Raw genomic sequence first — 17,463 nt, 5'->3', positions numbered from 1 at the left:
GGTTCATTACTGCTCGGGCAGATCCTGATCCCACACGCTGATATCAGCGGCCGGGCCTTCACCACCGGCTACACCGTCGGCGCCCTGGGTGTAAATGTCGTACTCGCGGCTTTCACCAGGGCTGATGTACAAGTAAGCGCTGCCCCAGGGATCCACCGGTAGTTGATCCAGGTAGCCACTTTGGCGATAGTTGCGCGGTACTGGGCTGATGGTGGGTTTGGTCACCAGCGCTTCCAGGCCCTGCTCGCTGGAGGGGTAGACATAGTTATCAATGCGGTACAAATTCAGCGCGGTCTGGATATTTTTAAAATCCGCCTTCACTTTGTTAACCCGCGCCTCATCGGCCCGGTCCAGCACCATGGGGGCCACGATACTGGCCAGCAGGCCAATAATCACTACCACTACCATAATTTCAATCAAGCTAAAGCCGCTTTGGCGATTGGTTGGTTTCATGTGTATTACTCCGTTGTGTCTATTACCCAGCGTTACGCTTGGCAAAATTAATTCGTGTCTGACGTCGGATGTCTGAGGTCTGATGTACACGCGTCTAACGTCGGGCGTCAGACCTCCGACTTGGGGCCTTTGGCCCTAACCCACCATCTGATTCATTTCAAAAATCGGCTGCAAAATGGCCAGTACAATCACCAGCACCGCGCCGCCCATCAGCACAATGGTGGCCGGTTCCATTAACCCCAGTGAGACCGACAGCACCATTTCCAGTTCACGCTGCTGGTCTTTGGCGGCGTGTTCCAGCTGCACCGGCAGGGTGCCGTTGGTTTCGCCGCTGGCTACCATCTGTACCAGCAGCGGCGGGAAGCAATCGGCTTTTTCCATCGCCCGGTGCAGGGCGGTGCCCTCGTGCACCTGGCTGGCGATGTCCTCACAGGCTTCTTGTAGCACGCGGTTGGTCATCACCTGGCCGGCAATTTTCAGTGCCTGTAGCAGTGGCACACCACTGGACATTAACAAACTGAGCGTGGAGGCAAAACGGGCCGAGTTGGACTGGTTCACCACATTGCCAATGACCGGCAGTTTTAACTGAACCTGGTGCCAGCGCTTTTGTCGCGCAGGGTTTTTCAGCAGTTGTTTGAGGCCATATACCGCTGCGATACCCGCAGCCAGCACCCAGATCCCATAGCCGACAATAAAATCACTGGTGGCGATCAGTGCGCGGGTCAGTGCGGGCAGCTCGCGCTTGGAGTGAGCGAACAGGTTGACCAGGTCCGGCACCACAAAGGCCATTAGACCGACAATCACCGCCAGGCTCATTACCAGCAGCACGATGGGGTAGATCATCGCGGTTTTCAGGCGCGACTTTAACTGCTGCGAATTCAAGGTGTGCTCGGCCAGGCGCTCCAGCACCGGGCCCAAATAGCCCGAGCTTTCACCCGCCTTGACCATGGCGCGGTACATATCGTCGAACGAGCCCGGGTGCTCACCCAGTGCCTGAGCGAGGGAGAAGCCCTCCAGCACCTTGGTGCGAATTTGCAGCATCACCTGCTTTACCGCGGGCTTTTGCGCCTGTTTGGCGGTCGCTTGCAGGGCTTCGTCCAGTGGCAGGCCCGAGCTCAGCAGCGAGGCCAGCTGGCGGGTGACCAGGCTTAAATCCCGGCCTTTGAGTTTGGGGGTGGTATTAAACAGGGAGAAGCCACTGCTACCACTGCTGGCGCTGCGGACCTTGGCGTTACCGGCGTCGGCTACTTCTAAGGGTTTGAGTTTTTTCGCCCGCAGCTGTGCACGCACCTGACGTTCGGAGTCCCCTTCAAGGATGCCCTTGACGGTTTTGCCGGATTCGTTGAGTGCTCGGTAACTGTAGGCGCCCATAGGTTAACTCGCTGTGGTGACCCGCAGAACTTCTTCCAGGCTGGTCACGCCGGTCACCACCTGATGGCGGCCATCGTCGCTGATGGACTCGGAGTGTTTGCGCGCCTCGGCAATCAGCTCCTGCTCGCCCGCCTCTTCGTGAATCAGGTGGCGCATGGCCTCGTTGATTTCGATCAGCTCGTAAATCCCCTTACGGCCGCGATAGCCCATCTGGTTGCACTTATTGCAGCCCTTAGCCCGGAAAATGGTCTGGCCGGCGGGTATTTTCAGCATTTCGCGCTCGGACTCGGTGGGCTCGTAGACCTCTTTACACTCGTTGCACAGTTTGCGCACCAGGCGCTGCGCCATCACTACCTCCACACTAGAGGCGAGCAGGAAGGGCTCTACGCCCATATCCTTCAAACGCATAATCGCGCCAATGGCGGTGTTGGTGTGCAGGGTAGAGAGCACCAAGTGGCCGGTCAAACTGGCCTGAATGGCGATGTCGGCGGTTTCCGAGTCGCGAATCTCACCCACCATCACTACGTCCGGGTCTTGACGCAAAATGGCGCGCAGGCCGCGGGCAAAGGTCATATCCACCTTGGCGTTTACCTGGGTCTGGCCAATGCCCGGCAGCAGGTATTCGATAGGGTCTTCAATGGTCAGGATATTGCGGCTGGGGGCGTTGATGTGACTGAGCCCCGCGTATAGCGTGGTGGTCTTACCCGAGCCGGTGGGGCCGGTCACCAGAATAATTCCGTGGGGGCGCAACAGGGCTTTGCCGAAACGCTCCTCCACCAGTTTGGGCATTTGCAGCTCTTCGAGCTTGAGTTGCCCGGCGGCCTGATCCAGCAGGCGCAGCACAATGCGCTCGCCGTGGGCCGAGGGAATGGTAGAGACGCGAATATCCACCGCGTGCCCGGCCAGGCGCACGGTAATGCGGCCATCCTGGGGCAGGCGCTTCTCGGCGATATCCAGCCGCGCCATCACTTTTAAACGCGATACCAGCACCGGGGCCAGCTCGGGCTTGGGCGAGAGTACTTCGCTCAGTACGCCGTCGGTGCGAAAGCGCACCGACACCCGGTCTTCGAAGGGCTCGAGGTGAATATCCGAAGCCTGCTCGCGCACCGCCTGGGACAAAATCGCGTTGATCAAACGAATCACCGGGGCGTCGTCATCACCGGCCAGCAGGTCAGTGCGATCGGCCAGATCATCGGCCATAGAGGACAAGTCAAACTCGTTACCCAGATCTTCGGCAGCGCGCTGGGCGGCGCCGTCGCTGCTTTGGTATTCGCGGGTCAGCTGGCGCTGGAAGGTGTCGGCGTCCAGCTCCTCCAGGGTCATTTCGCCATCAAAGTAGCGCGACAATTCGGACAGCACTTCAAGGCGCAGCCCAGGTTTATGCAGCACGGTGTTGGGGCGTTCGGGGTCGAGCATTACGCCGTGATCCGAGGCATAGCTAAACGGCAGGCGCGGGCTTTCGCCGGCGCTGGCCGCCAGATGTTCTTCTTCCTCGGTGCCCAGGGCTTCTTCAAATTCCTCGGGCAGCTTAGCCGGTTCAGAGATTTCGCTGTTCACCGCTTACTCTCCGGCCTCGGCTGGGGTTTCTTCCACGGCCTCTTCGCCGTATTCGTAGCGGCTTTGCACCCGGCGCAGCTGCTCTTCCCATTCGGGCAACATGGGAATGTCGTCCGGGCTGGTGATCAGATTGGTGTTATTGCGTTGATCGATCAATCGCTCGCGAATATGACGGTATTTTTCCGAAGTGGCGCCAATCAGCATTTCATCGTCCGGCACCACGCTGGCGCGGATAAACACCATCAGGTTGGTTTTTGCCGTGTTTTTGCTCTGGCTTTTGAACAGGTTGCCAAGAATCGGAATGTCGCCCAGCAACGGCACCTTGCGCTCAAAGGTGCTGACATCGTCCTGAATCAGGCCGCCGAGAACGATAATCTCGCCCGAGGCTGCCATCACCTGGGTGTTGATCTTGCGCTGATTGGTGACAATGCCGTTACTCTGCGCGGCGGTTTCATCCACGCTGGAAATCTCCTGCGCAATATCCATCACCACGGTATCGCCGTCGTTCACATGGGGGGTTACGGTCAGCAGAATACCCACGTCTTTACGCTCTACGGTGTTAAACGGGTTGGTGGGGTTGCTGCTGCCGCTGCCGGTGCTGGTGTAAGAGCCGGTAACAAAAGGCACATTTTTACCCACGGAGATTTCCGCTTCGTGGTTGTCTGTGGTTAACAGGCTTGGTGTCGACAGAATGTTGGTCGCGCCATTGGCCTTTAACAGTTTCAGTACCGCCAGCATATCGGTGGACTGGCCCAGATGACCAATACCGAACACCTGCCCTGGAATACCCGCAAGCCCTTGGGCAAGGTTAACCAGGGCTGTGTCGTCGTCGCCGAAGCCGCTGGCGCCGATTGAGCCAATCACACCCATGTCGTTGGCGGCGTCGTTGGCAGAGCTGCCAAAGCCGGCGTTGTCATCGCGGTACATCCACTCAATACCCAGCTCGGCGGCATCAGAGCTGGACAGCTCGACAATAATGGCCTCCACCAACACCTGGGCGCGGCGGATATCCAGGCTTTCCACCAGTACCATCAGCGATTGCAGGGTATCGCCGTCGGCGGTAATTAAAATGGCATTGGTGTCTTCGTCGGCCTGTACGCTCGCTTTAATCTGATTGCGCGAGCCGGTGTTGCTGTTGCCGCCTTCGGCCTGCTCCAACTTCTGCATATTTTGCAGTACACCGTTAAGCACCTCGGCCACCTGGTCGGCCTTGGCGTATTTGAGGTAAACCACGCGCACGTTGGAGTTGGTGATCTGCGGCCGGTCCAGGCGGCGAATCAGCATTTTGATGCGCTCGCGCTGCATGTCATCGCCATTGATTAATACGCCGTTAATGCGGGTGTCGGCAACTACAGTAACTGGCGCATTGCCGTTGCCGCGCTGGGCGTCGGGTTTTTCCAGCTGCTGAATCACCTTCACAATGGCGTCGGCCTGGGCGTAGCGCAGCTCAACAAGTTCGGTGCTGATCACCGCCGCCTTATCGATTTGCTTTACCACATCCAGCAAACGGTTAATGTTGGCGCGGGTGTCGGTAACGATAATGGCATTGCTGGGGTCGTAGGCCGAAATATGACCGTGCTGGGGTACCAGCGGGCGCAGCACCGGCAGCAGTTTGGCGGCGCTGATGTTTTCCAGCTGGATCACCTGAGTCATGTAGGCGTCGTTATCGTCCGGGCCGCTGTCGGCACTGGGTATGGGCAGTGAGCGGGCGTCGCGGTTGGGGACAATACGCACCACCTCGCCGTTTTCCACCGCGGTAAAACCGTGCACATCCAAAATAGAGAGGAACAGGCCGTATAGCTCCTTGCTGTTGACCGGTTTTTCCGAAATCACTTTTACCTGACCGCGCACCTTGGGGTCGATAACAATGGTTTTACCGGTGGCTTCGGCGATAAATTTAATAACTTCTTGAATATCCGAGTCTTTAAAATTGACGGTCCAGGTTTGCTCGGCGGCGGCAACCATTACCGGCAGGGCAAGGGCAATCACCAAAAAGGTGGCTCGGATTCGTTGGTAACACGCTCTCACAAAAAACCTCACTTACTCCAGCTCTACGTCAACGGTCACGGATTCACCATTGCGCTCGATTTCGAGGCTGGCGGATGTGGCTTGACCTAAATTGCGATAAATTTCCATGATGCGCCCCGGGTTGTCCAAAGGCGTACCGTTTACGGCAGTAACGACATCGCCGTTTTGCAGACCGACGGCATCAAAGGCCGCCGAGTTGCGACCGGGGCGAACCTTGTAGCCTTTGATCTGGCCGTTCTCCCGGTGAATGTTAAAGGCGACCACGTCGGACAGATTTTTACGCGCCGCTTCAATGGCCTGGCTGGCGTCGTCCTCCGCCGCGGGTGTGTCTTGTTCCATGGGACCCTGGGCGGGGTCTTCGGCATCGCGGCCTTCACTCAATTCTTGTGGGTCGCCGTCCCAGCTGCGACTTGGGGTATCGGCCGGTGGGGGCGCCTGACGCCTGGCAATGCGCGGTGCATTGGGGTCGTCTTTGTACAACCAGAGGGACTCGTACTGGCCTTTGTTGTCCAGAATGACCCGTAAATCGAGTACCTTGGCGACCTTTACATTGTTCATGTTTTCCAACTCGTCGCCCGGGCCGTAAATGGCCTGGCTCTTGGAGTCGGCAATAATGGCGCGGGCGGATTTGCTATCGCTGGAATTAATCACGCCCTGCAGCACCAGCGATAGCTTGGTATCCACCGCCTGGTCTTCAATTTGCGGCTCCAGCGGTTGCGCCTGCTCTACCGGAAGTTCTTCAACCTCGCCGCTACCGGCGCCGAATATAGTGAGTTCTTTTAATTCGCTGACATCCACGGGGCGCGCGCCGGATTGCGAGTTGCCGGTTTCGAGGGCATTGGGGGAAATGCTGGCGGGGGGAATCTCGGGGCTAGGGGTCAGCGCCCAAAACAACTGCGCCAGACTGTGGGCCAGCCACAGCACAATCAGCAGCAACGCCAGTTGCTGCCAGCGGCGGGTAGAAACGCGAGACAGAGCCTGGCCCAAGCGGCGGCCCACTGCGTTCAGGCGATCAGCGCCCGAGGTGCCGGGTTCTTGCATTGTCAGATTCTGCATAAATGGTCTTTGTTTATCCCGGCTGGCGCGGGTACTTCTTCAATCGCCTTGGGGCGATTTGCTGTTTTTATCGTTCATCTATCATCGGGGCCATTTCCCGGGCCCACGTGTAGCCGACCGATTGTACTGCAACCCCCTGGTAAAAGCGAAATGGCGCAAAGGCCGGCCAGCCTACGCTGGCATTGTGACAGTTTTTTTGCATCGCAGGTTCGAGACTGTCTCACTTTTTTACACTTGTGTGATCATGACAACGCTACCAATTTGTTTTTTGCGCCTCTATAGTCGGTTGTCGGATCGTCGAGTGTTGGGTGGGCTAGGGAGTCAATTTATGAAAATAATGGTGTTAGTGGGGCTACTGGCAGTGGCGGCGAGCGCTCAGGCCGACGACATCTGGCGCGGCGATTTTGAAACCGGCGATTTAAGTCAGTGGCATTATCACTTGAATCCGCAGGGGATCGAGGTACAAAGCGACTGTGTGTACCAGGGCGAACACGCCGCACTGATTACCCTCACCGGCGCCGAAGAATTTCTCTGGCACGGCAATGCCGCCCTTAACCGCAGCGAGCTGACCTTTAAGCCCAGTGATACCCGCGAGGGTGCCGAGGTTTACTTTGGCTGGAGCTTTTATCTACCCGAGGCTCTGTCCCAGGCCAAGCACGAGCTGGGGTACTGGGAGTCCAGCGACTCCTGGCAGCAGCAAATACGTTTTAATATCCACGGCGAGGCACTCAGCTTTCAGACCTCCAGCGCCGATACCGCCCACTGGAGCGCGCCCCAAGGCGCCAGTGCCGGCGTGTGGCACGATGTCGCCATGCACATCCATTTCTCCAGCGACCCGCAAAAAGGCCACGTCACCCTTTGGCACGACGGCGAGCAAGTCTTCGCCCAACATTTACAGACCCGAGTGAACGATACGGACGCTATGTTCACCCAAATCGGGATACTGCGCGCCCGCGAGGATTCCACCGAGACTATCTTGATCGACAACGCCCGCCAGACTGACAACGCCGTTGAACTGCTGGCTGCTTTCGATGCGGATACGCGGGTTAAGTGTGACGGCATCGGCCGTTAGACCAGATGCGTACTGCAGAAATTGCCATTTCTCTTTTAATCTGCCCGCGTCGCCGGGCGTGGCGAGTTACTTTTTTCGGCAAAAAGTAACGCCGCCGTTCCTGCGCATCCATGCGCCCACGGCAAAGCTGGCCCCGTGAGCGCAGCGAGTGCTTTGGGTCTTAGTGATTCCCTTCACGTCAAAACCTCGCCCAACAACTGGCCCCTGCGGGGTCCCCTCGCGTCCGGCCCGCGAGCACAGCTTGCGGTCGTTCGGTTACGTGCAAAGCAGCGCTTTGCAAACACTAGACCTCACCCAGCCATTTTAGCGGGCCGTATCGACAGGCCCTACCCCAGGGCACCCTCTCTTGCTACGCAATTCACCTTGTCCCTGGCCTGGCGATACTTGCGCAAACATCCTGTTTGCTCACCCCCTAAAATAGGCCTCCGCTCGGCTCAGTTGTAAACGGGCGAAAACCCCAAGTGAATCCACGGCTTCAGACTCATAATTGAACGTGCAGGCAACCAAGAACAGAAACTTAGTTACGGTGTATCATAGCCCTATGGCCAAAATGACCCACCGTTTTCTTACCTCTATCGACCAATGCTCTGATACCGACTGGAATTCTCTGGTCGCTGGTGACAATCCATTTAATCGCCACCAATGGTTTGCGGCGCTGGAGCACTCGGGGGCCACCACTGCCGATACCGGCTGGCAGCCTTTCCATTTATTAGTAGAAGAAAACGATGCCCCGGTGCTGTTGATCCCGTCTTTTATCAAGGCACATTCCTACGGCGAGTATGTTTTTGACTGGGCCTGGGCGGATGCCTACCAGCGCTATGGGCTGGAGTATTATCCCAAGCTGATCAGCGCCGTGCCTTTTACCCCCTGCTACGGTCCCCGCTTTTTGGGCAGCGATGATCCAGAGGTTCGAGCCTATGCGTTGGAGGCCATAAAGCGCGAGTGCGAAAGCCACCAGTTATCGGGCTGGCACTGTTTATTCCCAAGCCTTGAGCTTAGCGAGCAGCTGCGCGAGCAGGGTTTGGGGCAGCGCACTGCATGTCAGTTTCACTGGTTTAATCGCGACTACCAGAGCTTTGACGATTTCGTGGCCACCTTTAGTTCACGCAAGCGCAAAAACGTGCTGAAAGAGAGACGCAAGGTGCGCGAGCAGGGTTTTACTTTTAAAACGCTTTCGGGCGCGAACATCAGCGATAGCGACTGGGCCTTTTTTTACCAGATGTATGCGCGCACCTATTTAAAGCGCAGCGGCCACACCGGCTATTTAAATGAAGAGTTTTTTAGCCGATTGGGCCAGCGCTTGAGTGAACAGTGCGTGATGGTTATCGCCTACCTTGAGAGCCAGCCGGTGGCCGCTTCGCTATTGCTGCGCGATAGTCAAACCTTGTACGGCCGCTACTGGGGCTCGCTGGCAGAGTTTGATTTTCTGCATTTTGAAACCTGTTATTACCAGGGCATTGATTACGCCATTGCTCACGGATTGAAACGCTTTGACGGCGGAGCCCAGGGCGAACACAAGCTGGCGCGCGGGTTCGAGCCGGTGCTCACCTACTCCAATCACTGGCTGGCCGATGAACGCTTCGACGAGGCGATCGCGGATTTTTTAGAGCAAGAAGCTGCTATGGTAGCGGCCTATCAAAAAGACGCCCAAGCGCATCTACCTTATAAATCCTGAAATGGATGTGCGAATTAGATATCGACTCGGTTAAGAAGCTCAGATATGTATCGGTCGCAGAAACGACTTAATGTTAGGCCTCATAAGTCTGGAATCGATTGGGGTTTTCGCCTGTTTACGACTGAGCCGAATGGAGGCCTATTTTAGGGGGTAAGCAAACAGGACGTTTGCGCAAGTATCGTCAGGCCAGGGACAAGGTGAATTGCGTAGCAAGAGAGGGTGCCCTGGGGTAAGGCCTGTCGATACGGCCCGCTAAAATGGCTGGGTGAGGTCTAGTGTTTGCAAAGCGCTGCTTCGCACGTAACCGAACGACCGCAAGCTGTGCTCGCGGGCCGGACGCGAGGGGACCCCGCATAACTACATGGATGTAGTGTAGTAGAGCAACGCAGGAGCAGTTGCCGAGGGGCCAGTTGCTGGGCGAGGTTTTGACGTGAAGGGAATCACTAATGCCGTGGGCGCATGGATGCGCAGGAACGGCGGCGTTACTTTTTGCCGAAAAAGTAACTCGCGCCGCCCGGCGACACGGGCATATTGAGAGTGAAGTGATAACTTCATCATAATTCTCCTAAACAACTTTTTAATAGAGGCCTCCTCATCGGTGATTAACGCCCTGCACCCCAAAAATATTCTCACCCTGTTGGATCAGCTCGACCGCGAGCCTCCCTCCCATTCGCTCTCGCGTGAAGCTTCGCTGCGTCGGGTAATGGCGGTGCTGGCCTGTGTGTGCGTGTGCCTGCTGCTAGTTCACTATGTTAAATATTCACGCAATTTTTTCGAGTTGCTGCGCTGGACGGGTGAGCTGGGTGGTAACCCAAATACCTATATAGTAGCTCTGCGCGAGGCCGGGTTTTTAGAGCTGGCCGGTTACGCCTGGTGGAGTTTTATTCATTTAGTGGGGTATGTGATTATCCCCGCCTTGGTCATCCGCTGGATTTTACGCGAGCGGGTAGCCGACATGGGCTGGCGCTGGAACGACACCGCCCGGCACTGGCGCGGCTACCTGCTGCTGACCACGCCGATTCTGTTTTTTGTCTACCTGGTCAGCTTGGGCGATGACTTTGTCAATCACTACCCGTTTTACGGTCAGGCGTCGCGCAGTTGGTTGGATTTGCTCAGCTGGTGGGCGCTGTACATCGGTCAGTTTGTGTTTTTAGAGTTTTTCTTTCGCGGCTTTATGCTGAACGCCCTGCGCCCGGCGTTGGGTGCCAACGCCATTTGGATTATGTGTGTTCCCTATTTGATGATTCACTTTCCCAAACTGTGGCTGGAGGCGACGGGGGCCATTCTGTTCGGCTTGTTTTTGGGGATACTGGCACTGGCGTCGCGCTCTATCTGGGGCGGGGTAATGGTGCACGTTACCATTGCGCTGGCCATGGACTCGGCGGCGCTGTGGCGTAAGTCCGGTTTGCCGGAGCAGTGGTTGCCCATTCCCTGAACAGCTAATTGACGGTAGAATCCAGCCCTAAATTTTGAACACCCGAGCCGCCTTCAGTGGCTCCAGCAAGAGACGGAACAATGGGCAGAGCTTTTCAGAACCGCAAAGAATCCATGGCGAAAACCGCCGCCGCGAAAACCAAGGTTTACAGCAAATACGGCCGCGAAATCTACGTATGCGCCAAACAGGGCGGTACCGACCCGGCCGGTAACCTGTCACTGCGCAGCCTGATTGACCGCGCCAAGAAAGACCAGGTGCCCAGCCACGTGATCGAAAAGGCCCTGGATAAAGCCCAGGGCGGTGCCGGCGAAGACTACAGCCCCGCGCGCTACGAGGGTTTTGGCCCCGGCAACGCCATGGTGATTGTGGAGTGCTTAACCGATAACCCCAACCGTACCATTGGCGATGTGCGCACTTGCTTTAACAAGACCAAAAGCAAGCTGGGTGTAGAAGGCAGTGTGAGTCACATGTTTGACCACTGCGCCATTTTTGTTTTTGACGGCAGTGATGAAGAAACCGTGTTGGAAGCGCTGATGGAAGCCGATGCCGATGTGAACGACATCGAGTGTGAAGACGGCAAGGTAACCGTGTTTGCTCCCACCACCGAATACGCCAATGTGCGCAACGCGCTGACTAACGCCTTTGAGGGCGTCGACTTTGATGTGGACGAAATTCAGTTTGTACCGCAAGCCATTACCGAGGTGTCCGGCGAAGATGCCGAAACCCTGGAAAAACTGCTGGATATGCTCAACGACGTAGACGATGTGCAGCGCGTTTATCACAACGCCGAAATCCAGTAACACAATCAGGCGGGGCAACCCGCCTTTTTTGTACCCATAACAATAAATGCCATGACTCAAACCACCCCGCCCGATGATACGCAGGAATTTATTACGCCCCATGCGCTTAATATTAACCCCGCGCTTATCGGCTTAACCCTGGCGTCTCCCTGGAAACGGCTCGCGGCCATCGCAATCGATTTAGCGCTAATTCTCGCCCTTAGCGCGCTGCCGTGGGGTTTTGTTATTTTATCGCTGGTGTTGCTGGTGCTTGGCTGGCGCAACCGCCGCTCGATTAATCTGGCGTTAGTGCCGCAGCGTGGCAGGGCGCAGCTGCGTGTGCTGTTAAAACTGCTGTTAATGCTGGTCAGTACTGTGCTGCTACTGGTGGCGCTGCTTGGCGCCGTGGTATGGCTGCAGTACGGTGAGCGGATTCGTCAGGTGACCACAGAGGTGGTGTTTTACGGGGTAAACGTGAGCGATGAGGTGCCCGCCGGCCAAGCCTTGGGGGTGAACGCGTTTTTATTCAGCGCTTCGCAGAGTATTCGACTGTCCGATTGCACGAATCTTGATTGCTGGCAGCAGGAGCTTTTTTACCTGTCGGTCGCATTGCCCGACTTGGGCATATCGCGCGCTAAAGCTGGCGACATTTACCATCGTTTTGCCCAGCTTACACCGCTGGCTGAGCCAGAGCGCGAGCGCTTGAGCGAGTATTTAAATGCACATTACGGCGCTGAAATGAGTGACCACCCCGGCTCACATGCGCCCGTCGAGGCGGCGCCGCGATTTTCACCCTTGGGTTGGTTGCAGGCGCTGGCAAAGGATATGGGCCTGGGGGTGAGCTGGACGGCGTTTTACTTCACCCTTTTTCATTGCTTGGTCAGCGGGCGCACTCCAGGCAAGCGGCTGTTTGGCACTCGGGTAATAAAGCTAGACGGCAGCCCACTTACTATCTGGGACAGCTTCTTCCGCTTTGGCGGTTACGCGGCGGGGATTACCACCGGGCTTTTGGGGTACCTGCAAATTTATTGGGACCCGAACCGACAAGCCATTCAGGATAAGATTGCCGCGACCGTGGTAGTCGACCACCACCGCCCGGCACTTACCCAGAATTGAGTTAACCGTGTTGTCGTGCTGTAAATTTTGCAGCCGTTTGGCTATTTAACAACACCGCAGGCCACTCGGCTGCCACCGCCACCCAAAGGTTTAGGTTCGTCGGCGTAGTTATCACCACCGGCGTGAATCATCAGGGCGCGGCCCTGTAAATCCGCAAATTTAACCTTGGGTGCCAGCACAGGGGTTGTCGCTTCGCCCGCTTCGTTCACAGCCAGCGTCGGTAAATCGCCCAGGTGCCCATCCTCCCAGGGCGCGGCGTGTTTACCTGTCTCGTGCGGGTCGTAATGGCTACCGGCGGCGCCGGCGGGCTTGCCATCAGCGGGCTGACAGCTGGGATTTTGGTGTACATGAAAGCCGTGTTCACCTGGCATTAGCCCGGACAGATCGGGCGTAAAAACCGTACCATACTCGGTTTCTTCCACCTTAATTGTACCGATGGCGTTTAGCTTTCCATCTTCGGTTACCTTGTGCATGGGAACCCGATAGTCGCCTGCGTAACAGGCAAGGGGGGTGAGTAGTGATGCGGCTATTAATGTGCGAATGGATGTGTTCATTGAAACCTCCGTTGCTTCGTCGTTCACAGTGAAAGAAGCAAAGGAAGGGCCAGTGCGCAGGCACTGGCCGAATAGGGCGAAAACCTAGGACTGTTAAGCAGAGTTTAGCAGTCCCCAGTTTTTAACCACACTTCCCACTGTCCCGAGAAATCGGCTGGGCTTTGTCCCTGTGTCCACCATTTGGCTTCATATAAACCGCCGTTGTGTTGCACTTGATCGCTGGCGGTATACACGGAGGCCGCATCCCAAGCAGGCGTTGAAGAGCAGAGCGCAGCGCTGGAGGATGAGCTAGACGAGGAGCTGCTAACGCTGGAAGACGATGAGCTTGAAGAGGTGCTGGCTTTTTCCAAATCCAGTTGATAGGTGTAATCGCCATTGAGCACATACACGCGGTTGGCGTACAAATCACCGGCGTTATAGCTGATGCTGCCACCGCTCAAAACCCCTACCTGTACTTGAGCTTCGCTGCCGTTAATATCGCTGGCAAGCTCCGTCGCCCAGGCGTTATTAGTCTGGTTGGCGGCGGTAATATCAAACTGGTTAAACACCACTTCACTGCCGTAGTTATCGAACACCCTAAACCACACTTGATCGCCAGCCGCTGCTGCCAGGCCCGGCTGCACATAGCCGCCTGCGTCCGTCCAGGTGGGGGGCTCTACATCGCCCAAAACAATGTCACTGCAGTTGTAAAAGCCTTCGCCGCCTGCATCCTGGCGCTGCCATCGGGTGTACAGAATCGCATCGCCGCTGCGGTTGGTGGGCAAACTGACGTTCATCACATAGTAGCGAGTGCCGTTTATGGTTTGCAGATTGGCGCTGGATTTTTCATCCACCAGTTCTAAATCTTGCCAGGTGAGCACATCGGTTGCGGGGTTAAAGCCGGGTTTGGTCAGGTAAAACTTCCAAAAGCTCGGATCGTGCGGGGTGGAGGCGTAAAAACGGTACTCGAACTCACCGGCGCCATTCAGCGTAATTTGCTGCGCGGGCCAGTCGGGGTGGGGCAAATCGATACCGGCTTTGGCGGAGTCTCCGGCCGCGCACAAGCTACCGTTGGGAACACCGGCCTCTACTGCGGCTTGGCTGTTGTAATTGGTGACGTTGGCCGAGAACTCGATGGCCTGCACAAATTGATAGCTGCCCGATTGCTGGAAAGCCGCGCGACAGGCGGCGTTGGCAATTCCCGAGCCGTCGGAAGGCCACCAGTAGCCGCCAGCTTCTTCGCAGTAGCCCTGGCGCGCCTTGGGGTAATCGGCGTAACCGTGCGCAAGGGATTGTTGCGCCACAGCGGTTAACAGTAAGCCCGATGAAACGAGCGCGGTTTTAAACAGTGGCGTCAGGTTGTTATTAAGTTTCATGATTGCACCCATGATTGAGTCGCAGATATGGGCGTCAGCTCTGCCAGGCTGAGGTGAGTTGGGGCTCTCAAGCGTTATTTTTTATGGCCTGGAATGTTACTGATTAACGTGGCTATTGATAAATAATGTTAGTAAATATCGGTATGGGTTTGATATTTCGAAAATTTCGTTGCTGCGGGGACCCAGCGCCGCTGGACAAAGGTGAATGACTTAATAAACGGGTTTTCATATAGTAAAGTGCTTGCCCTTATAAAAATGAAATCCAAGAGCCCAAATAACATGACTCAACTGAAACGCTACCTAGGCATTGGCATGACGCTGGTGTCTCTACCTATGACGAGCGACGCCGTCGAACCCTTAACCCTGTGGTCTGATCAACCGGTCAGCGACTGGGAACAGCAGGCATTTCCCATTGGCAATGGCGCCCAAGGGGCGGTGGTGTTTGGCGACCCGGCGCTCGAGCGTATTCAGCTAAACGAGAAAACCCTGTGGGAAGGTGGCCCCGGCTCCAGCCATGGCTATACCTTTGGCTGGCCCGAAGAGGGTAATCAGCACGACGCCTTAGCCAAGGTGCAAAGCATTTTGCGCGACAAAGGCAGTATGACTCCGGAGGCGGCAGCCGAGCTTATGGGTCGCGATCACCCGGGGTACGGCAATTACCAGAATTTTGGGTACATCCAACTGGCGCAAGCGGCCGAGGGTGATGTATCGGATTACCGTCGCGAGCTGGATTTAAGCAGCGGCATTTTGCGCATTAGCTACAGCCAAAACGACATCGACTATCGCCGCGAGTACTTTTACAGCTACCCGGATCAAACCCTGGTGGGGCATTGGAGTGCCAGCGAGCGAGGCCAGCTGAATGTCACCGCGAGCTTTGAGATACCCGACAATCGCTCGCGTACCGACAGCGCCGAGGGGCAGACCCTGCGGGTGCGCGGTGCACTCAATGAAAATGGCTTGATCTACGAAGGCCAGCTGGCGATTCAGGCACAGGGGGGCGAGGTTAAGGCCGCGCTTGATGATAAGACGGGAAAGCTGACGGTGAATGGCGCCGATAGTCTTACCCTGGTGTTTTCGGCGGCCACCAATTACGCGCAAAACTATCCCGAATACCGCGGCGCCGACCCCAAAGCCAAAGTCTCTGCACGGGTAAAGGCGGCTCAGGCGCGCGGTTTTGAGTCTTTGCAAGCGCGCCACCTAGCGGATCATCAGGCGTTATTTAGCCGTGTGGAGCTAGATCTCGGCCAAACCGACTATTCGCAAACCACCGCCGAACTTTTAGCGGCTTATGGCTCGGGCAATAAAACGCTGGATCGCACCTTAGAGGCCCTTTATTTTCAGTACGGCCGTTACCTGCTGATTGGTTCCTCCCGTGCGGGCTCGCTGCCCGCCAATCTGCAAGGTGTGTGGAACAACTCCAATACCCCGCCCTGGAATGCCGACTACCACGTCAACATTAACTTGCAGATGAACTATTGGCCCGCGCTTGTGACCAACCTGGCTGAAACCACCACACCGTTTTACGATTTTGTGGAATCCTTGGTTGAGCCCGGTCGTATCTCGGCGCAAAAGCTACTGGGCGCCGACGGCTGGACCCTGTTTTTAAACACTAATATTTACGGTTTTACCGGTGTAATCGCCTGGCCCACGGCGTTTTGGCAGCCCGAATCCGCCGCCTGGTTGATGCAGCACTACTACGAGCACTACCTGTTTACCCAGGATAAAACCTTTTTGCGCGAGCGCGCCTACCCGATTATGAAAGAGGCCGCGCAATTTTGGCTGAACGCGCTGGTGACCGACCCGCGCGACGGCAAGCTGGTGGTCAGCCCCAGCTACAGCCCCGAGCAGGGCGACTTTACCGTGGCCGCCGCCATGAGCCAGCAAATTGTGACCGAGCTGTTCACCAACACCTTAGAAGCGGCGCGCACTCTTAAATCTGACCCGGCGTTTGCCTCCGAGCTGGAAGCGGCGCTAGCCAAGTTGGACGACGGCCTGCGCATTGGTCACTGGGGCCAGCTACAAGAGTGGAAAGAGGACCGCGACGATCCGGACAACCACCATCGCCATGTATCGCATTTATACGCCTTGCACCCCGGGCGGGTAATTACGCCCGAGGCCACGCCCAAGCTGGCCGAGGCGGCCAAAGTGAGCCTGAACGCGCGTGGGGACGGCGGCACCGGCTGGTCCCAGGCCTGGAAGGTGAACTTTTGGGCACGTTTGGCCGACGGCGACCGCGCCCACAAGGTGTTGGGTGAGCAATTCAAACGCAGCACCCTGCCCAACCTGTGGGACAACCACCCGCCCTTTCAAATTGACGGCAACTTTGGCGCTACCGCTGGTATCGCCGAAATGCTGCTGCAAAGCCACGATCTGCGCCTGAATCTGCTACCCGCGCTGCCCAGCGCCTGGAGCGAGGGCTCGGTTGCCGGGCTGCGCGCGCGCGGCGATGTGGGGGTGGCTATGCAGTGGGCCAAGGGCCAGCTCACCCAGGCTATCCTGACCCCCGATAGCGATCAGACTGTGACGCTGGTTGGCCGCCAGTACCAGGTGTTGGACGGCGCTACCGGTAATCCCATCAGCACCCAGCCCAGTGCCAACCATGGCCTGAGCTTTGCGGTCAGTGGCGGTAAAAGTTACCGCATTATTCCGCGCGCTTCGCACTAGGGCCTGTTCACGCTAATTAAGTGCGCCTGCTGGAAGCCAGTTTTGTTTCCAGCTAGGCGCCGTGAGCGAAGTTTGGTTACTCCAAATAAGCGATCGGCAACAACGCTGGGGACAAAACTGGCTCCAGCCCTTCGGGTTGCGGCTAAAAATCCGCCACCCTGCGTTGCTCGTCGTTCATTTGGAATAACCAAACCACTCTCCTCGCGCCTTGATTGACGAATTTTTAGTCACAACAGGCTGCATTTAATTAGCGTGAACAGGCCCTAGCGAGCCAATCCCAAGCACCGTAAAAACGGTGCTTGGGGGTTATACCTCCCGATCCCCCTCCGGCACTGCAAGGTCATGCCA

13 protein-coding genes are annotated in these 17,463 nt (G+C 56.7%); 6 read left to right on the top strand and 7 right to left on the bottom strand.

Features of this window, described 5'->3' with window-relative positions; translation table 11 throughout:
- Positions 1–6: 6 nt before the first annotated feature.
- From gspG to gspC, 5 genes are all read right to left on the bottom strand, one after another.
- The gene (gene gspG / locus NHM04_RS10465) at positions 7–453 is read right to left on the bottom strand and encodes a type II secretion system major pseudopilin GspG (protein WP_254263740.1); all 447 of its coding nucleotides are present in this window, start codon (positions 451–453) and stop codon (positions 7–9) included.
- A gap of 135 nt (positions 454–588) precedes the next feature.
- Positions 589–1,824 (bottom strand): type II secretion system inner membrane protein GspF, encoded by a 1,236-nt coding sequence (gene gspF, locus NHM04_RS10460; protein WP_254263739.1) that lies wholly within the window; start codon positions 1,822–1,824, stop codon positions 589–591.
- Between the two features lie 3 nt (positions 1,825–1,827).
- Positions 1,828–3,327 (bottom strand): type II secretion system ATPase GspE, encoded by a 1,500-nt coding sequence (gene gspE, locus NHM04_RS10455; RefSeq protein ID WP_256527344.1) that lies wholly within the window; start codon positions 3,325–3,327, stop codon positions 1,828–1,830.
- Positions 3,328–3,384: 57 nt separating this feature from the next.
- Positions 3,385–5,409: a type II secretion system secretin GspD gene (gene gspD / locus NHM04_RS10450; protein ID WP_254263738.1), complete on the bottom strand. Its 2,025-nt coding sequence runs from the start codon at positions 5,407–5,409 to the stop codon at positions 3,385–3,387.
- A 12-nt stretch (positions 5,410–5,421) separates the two neighbouring features.
- Complete coding sequence (gspC, locus tag NHM04_RS10445; RefSeq protein WP_254263737.1) at positions 5,422–6,465, bottom strand: type II secretion system protein GspC; 1,044 nt, start codon at positions 6,463–6,465, stop codon at positions 5,422–5,424.
- 328 nt (positions 6,466–6,793) lie between these two features.
- Here gspC and NHM04_RS10440 point away from each other — a divergent pair, with 328 nt between their 5' ends.
- From NHM04_RS10440 to NHM04_RS10420, 5 genes are all read left to right on the top strand, one after another.
- Entirely contained in the window at positions 6,794–7,537 is a 744-nt protein-coding gene (locus NHM04_RS10440) for a polysaccharide lyase (protein WP_254263736.1), read from the top strand.
- A gap of 541 nt (positions 7,538–8,078) precedes the next feature.
- Positions 8,079–9,212, top strand: coding sequence for a GNAT family N-acetyltransferase (locus NHM04_RS10435; protein WP_371872542.1), 1,134 nt, complete (start codon positions 8,079–8,081; stop codon positions 9,210–9,212).
- 598 nt (positions 9,213–9,810) lie between these two features.
- Complete coding sequence (locus NHM04_RS10430; RefSeq protein WP_254263735.1) at positions 9,811–10,647, top strand: CPBP family intramembrane glutamic endopeptidase; 837 nt, start codon at positions 9,811–9,813, stop codon at positions 10,645–10,647.
- A gap of 80 nt (positions 10,648–10,727) precedes the next feature.
- Positions 10,728–11,447: a YebC/PmpR family DNA-binding transcriptional regulator gene (locus tag NHM04_RS10425; RefSeq protein WP_254263734.1), complete on the top strand. Its 720-nt coding sequence runs from the start codon at positions 10,728–10,730 to the stop codon at positions 11,445–11,447.
- A 51-nt stretch (positions 11,448–11,498) separates the two neighbouring features.
- Positions 11,499–12,542, top strand: a complete 1,044-nt coding sequence (locus NHM04_RS10420) for an RDD family protein (protein WP_254263733.1) — start codon at positions 11,499–11,501, stop codon at positions 12,540–12,542.
- A gap of 41 nt (positions 12,543–12,583) precedes the next feature.
- Here NHM04_RS10420 and sodC read toward each other — a convergent pair whose 3' ends face one another.
- Together sodC and NHM04_RS10410 are read right to left on the bottom strand one after the other, a co-directional pair.
- Positions 12,584–13,096: a superoxide dismutase [Cu-Zn] SodC gene (sodC, locus tag NHM04_RS10415; RefSeq protein ID WP_254263732.1), complete on the bottom strand. Its 513-nt coding sequence runs from the start codon at positions 13,094–13,096 to the stop codon at positions 12,584–12,586.
- 104 nt (positions 13,097–13,200) lie between these two features.
- Positions 13,201–14,451, bottom strand: coding sequence for a lytic polysaccharide monooxygenase (locus NHM04_RS10410; protein ID WP_254263731.1), 1,251 nt, complete (start codon positions 14,449–14,451; stop codon positions 13,201–13,203).
- 279 nt (positions 14,452–14,730) lie between these two features.
- On the opposite strand from NHM04_RS10410, the gene NHM04_RS10405 reads away from it, so the two are divergent.
- Positions 14,731–17,115, top strand: a complete 2,385-nt coding sequence (locus NHM04_RS10405; protein ID WP_254263730.1) for a glycoside hydrolase N-terminal domain-containing protein — start codon at positions 14,731–14,733, stop codon at positions 17,113–17,115.
- Positions 17,116–17,463 lie beyond the last annotated feature (348 nt).

This window comes from Gilvimarinus sp. DA14 (assembly GCF_024204685.1).
Taxonomy (GTDB): Bacteria; Pseudomonadota; Gammaproteobacteria; order Pseudomonadales; family Cellvibrionaceae; genus Gilvimarinus.
Note: the sequence above shows the minus strand (reverse complement) of the source record. Positions and strands in the feature narration are given on the sequence as shown.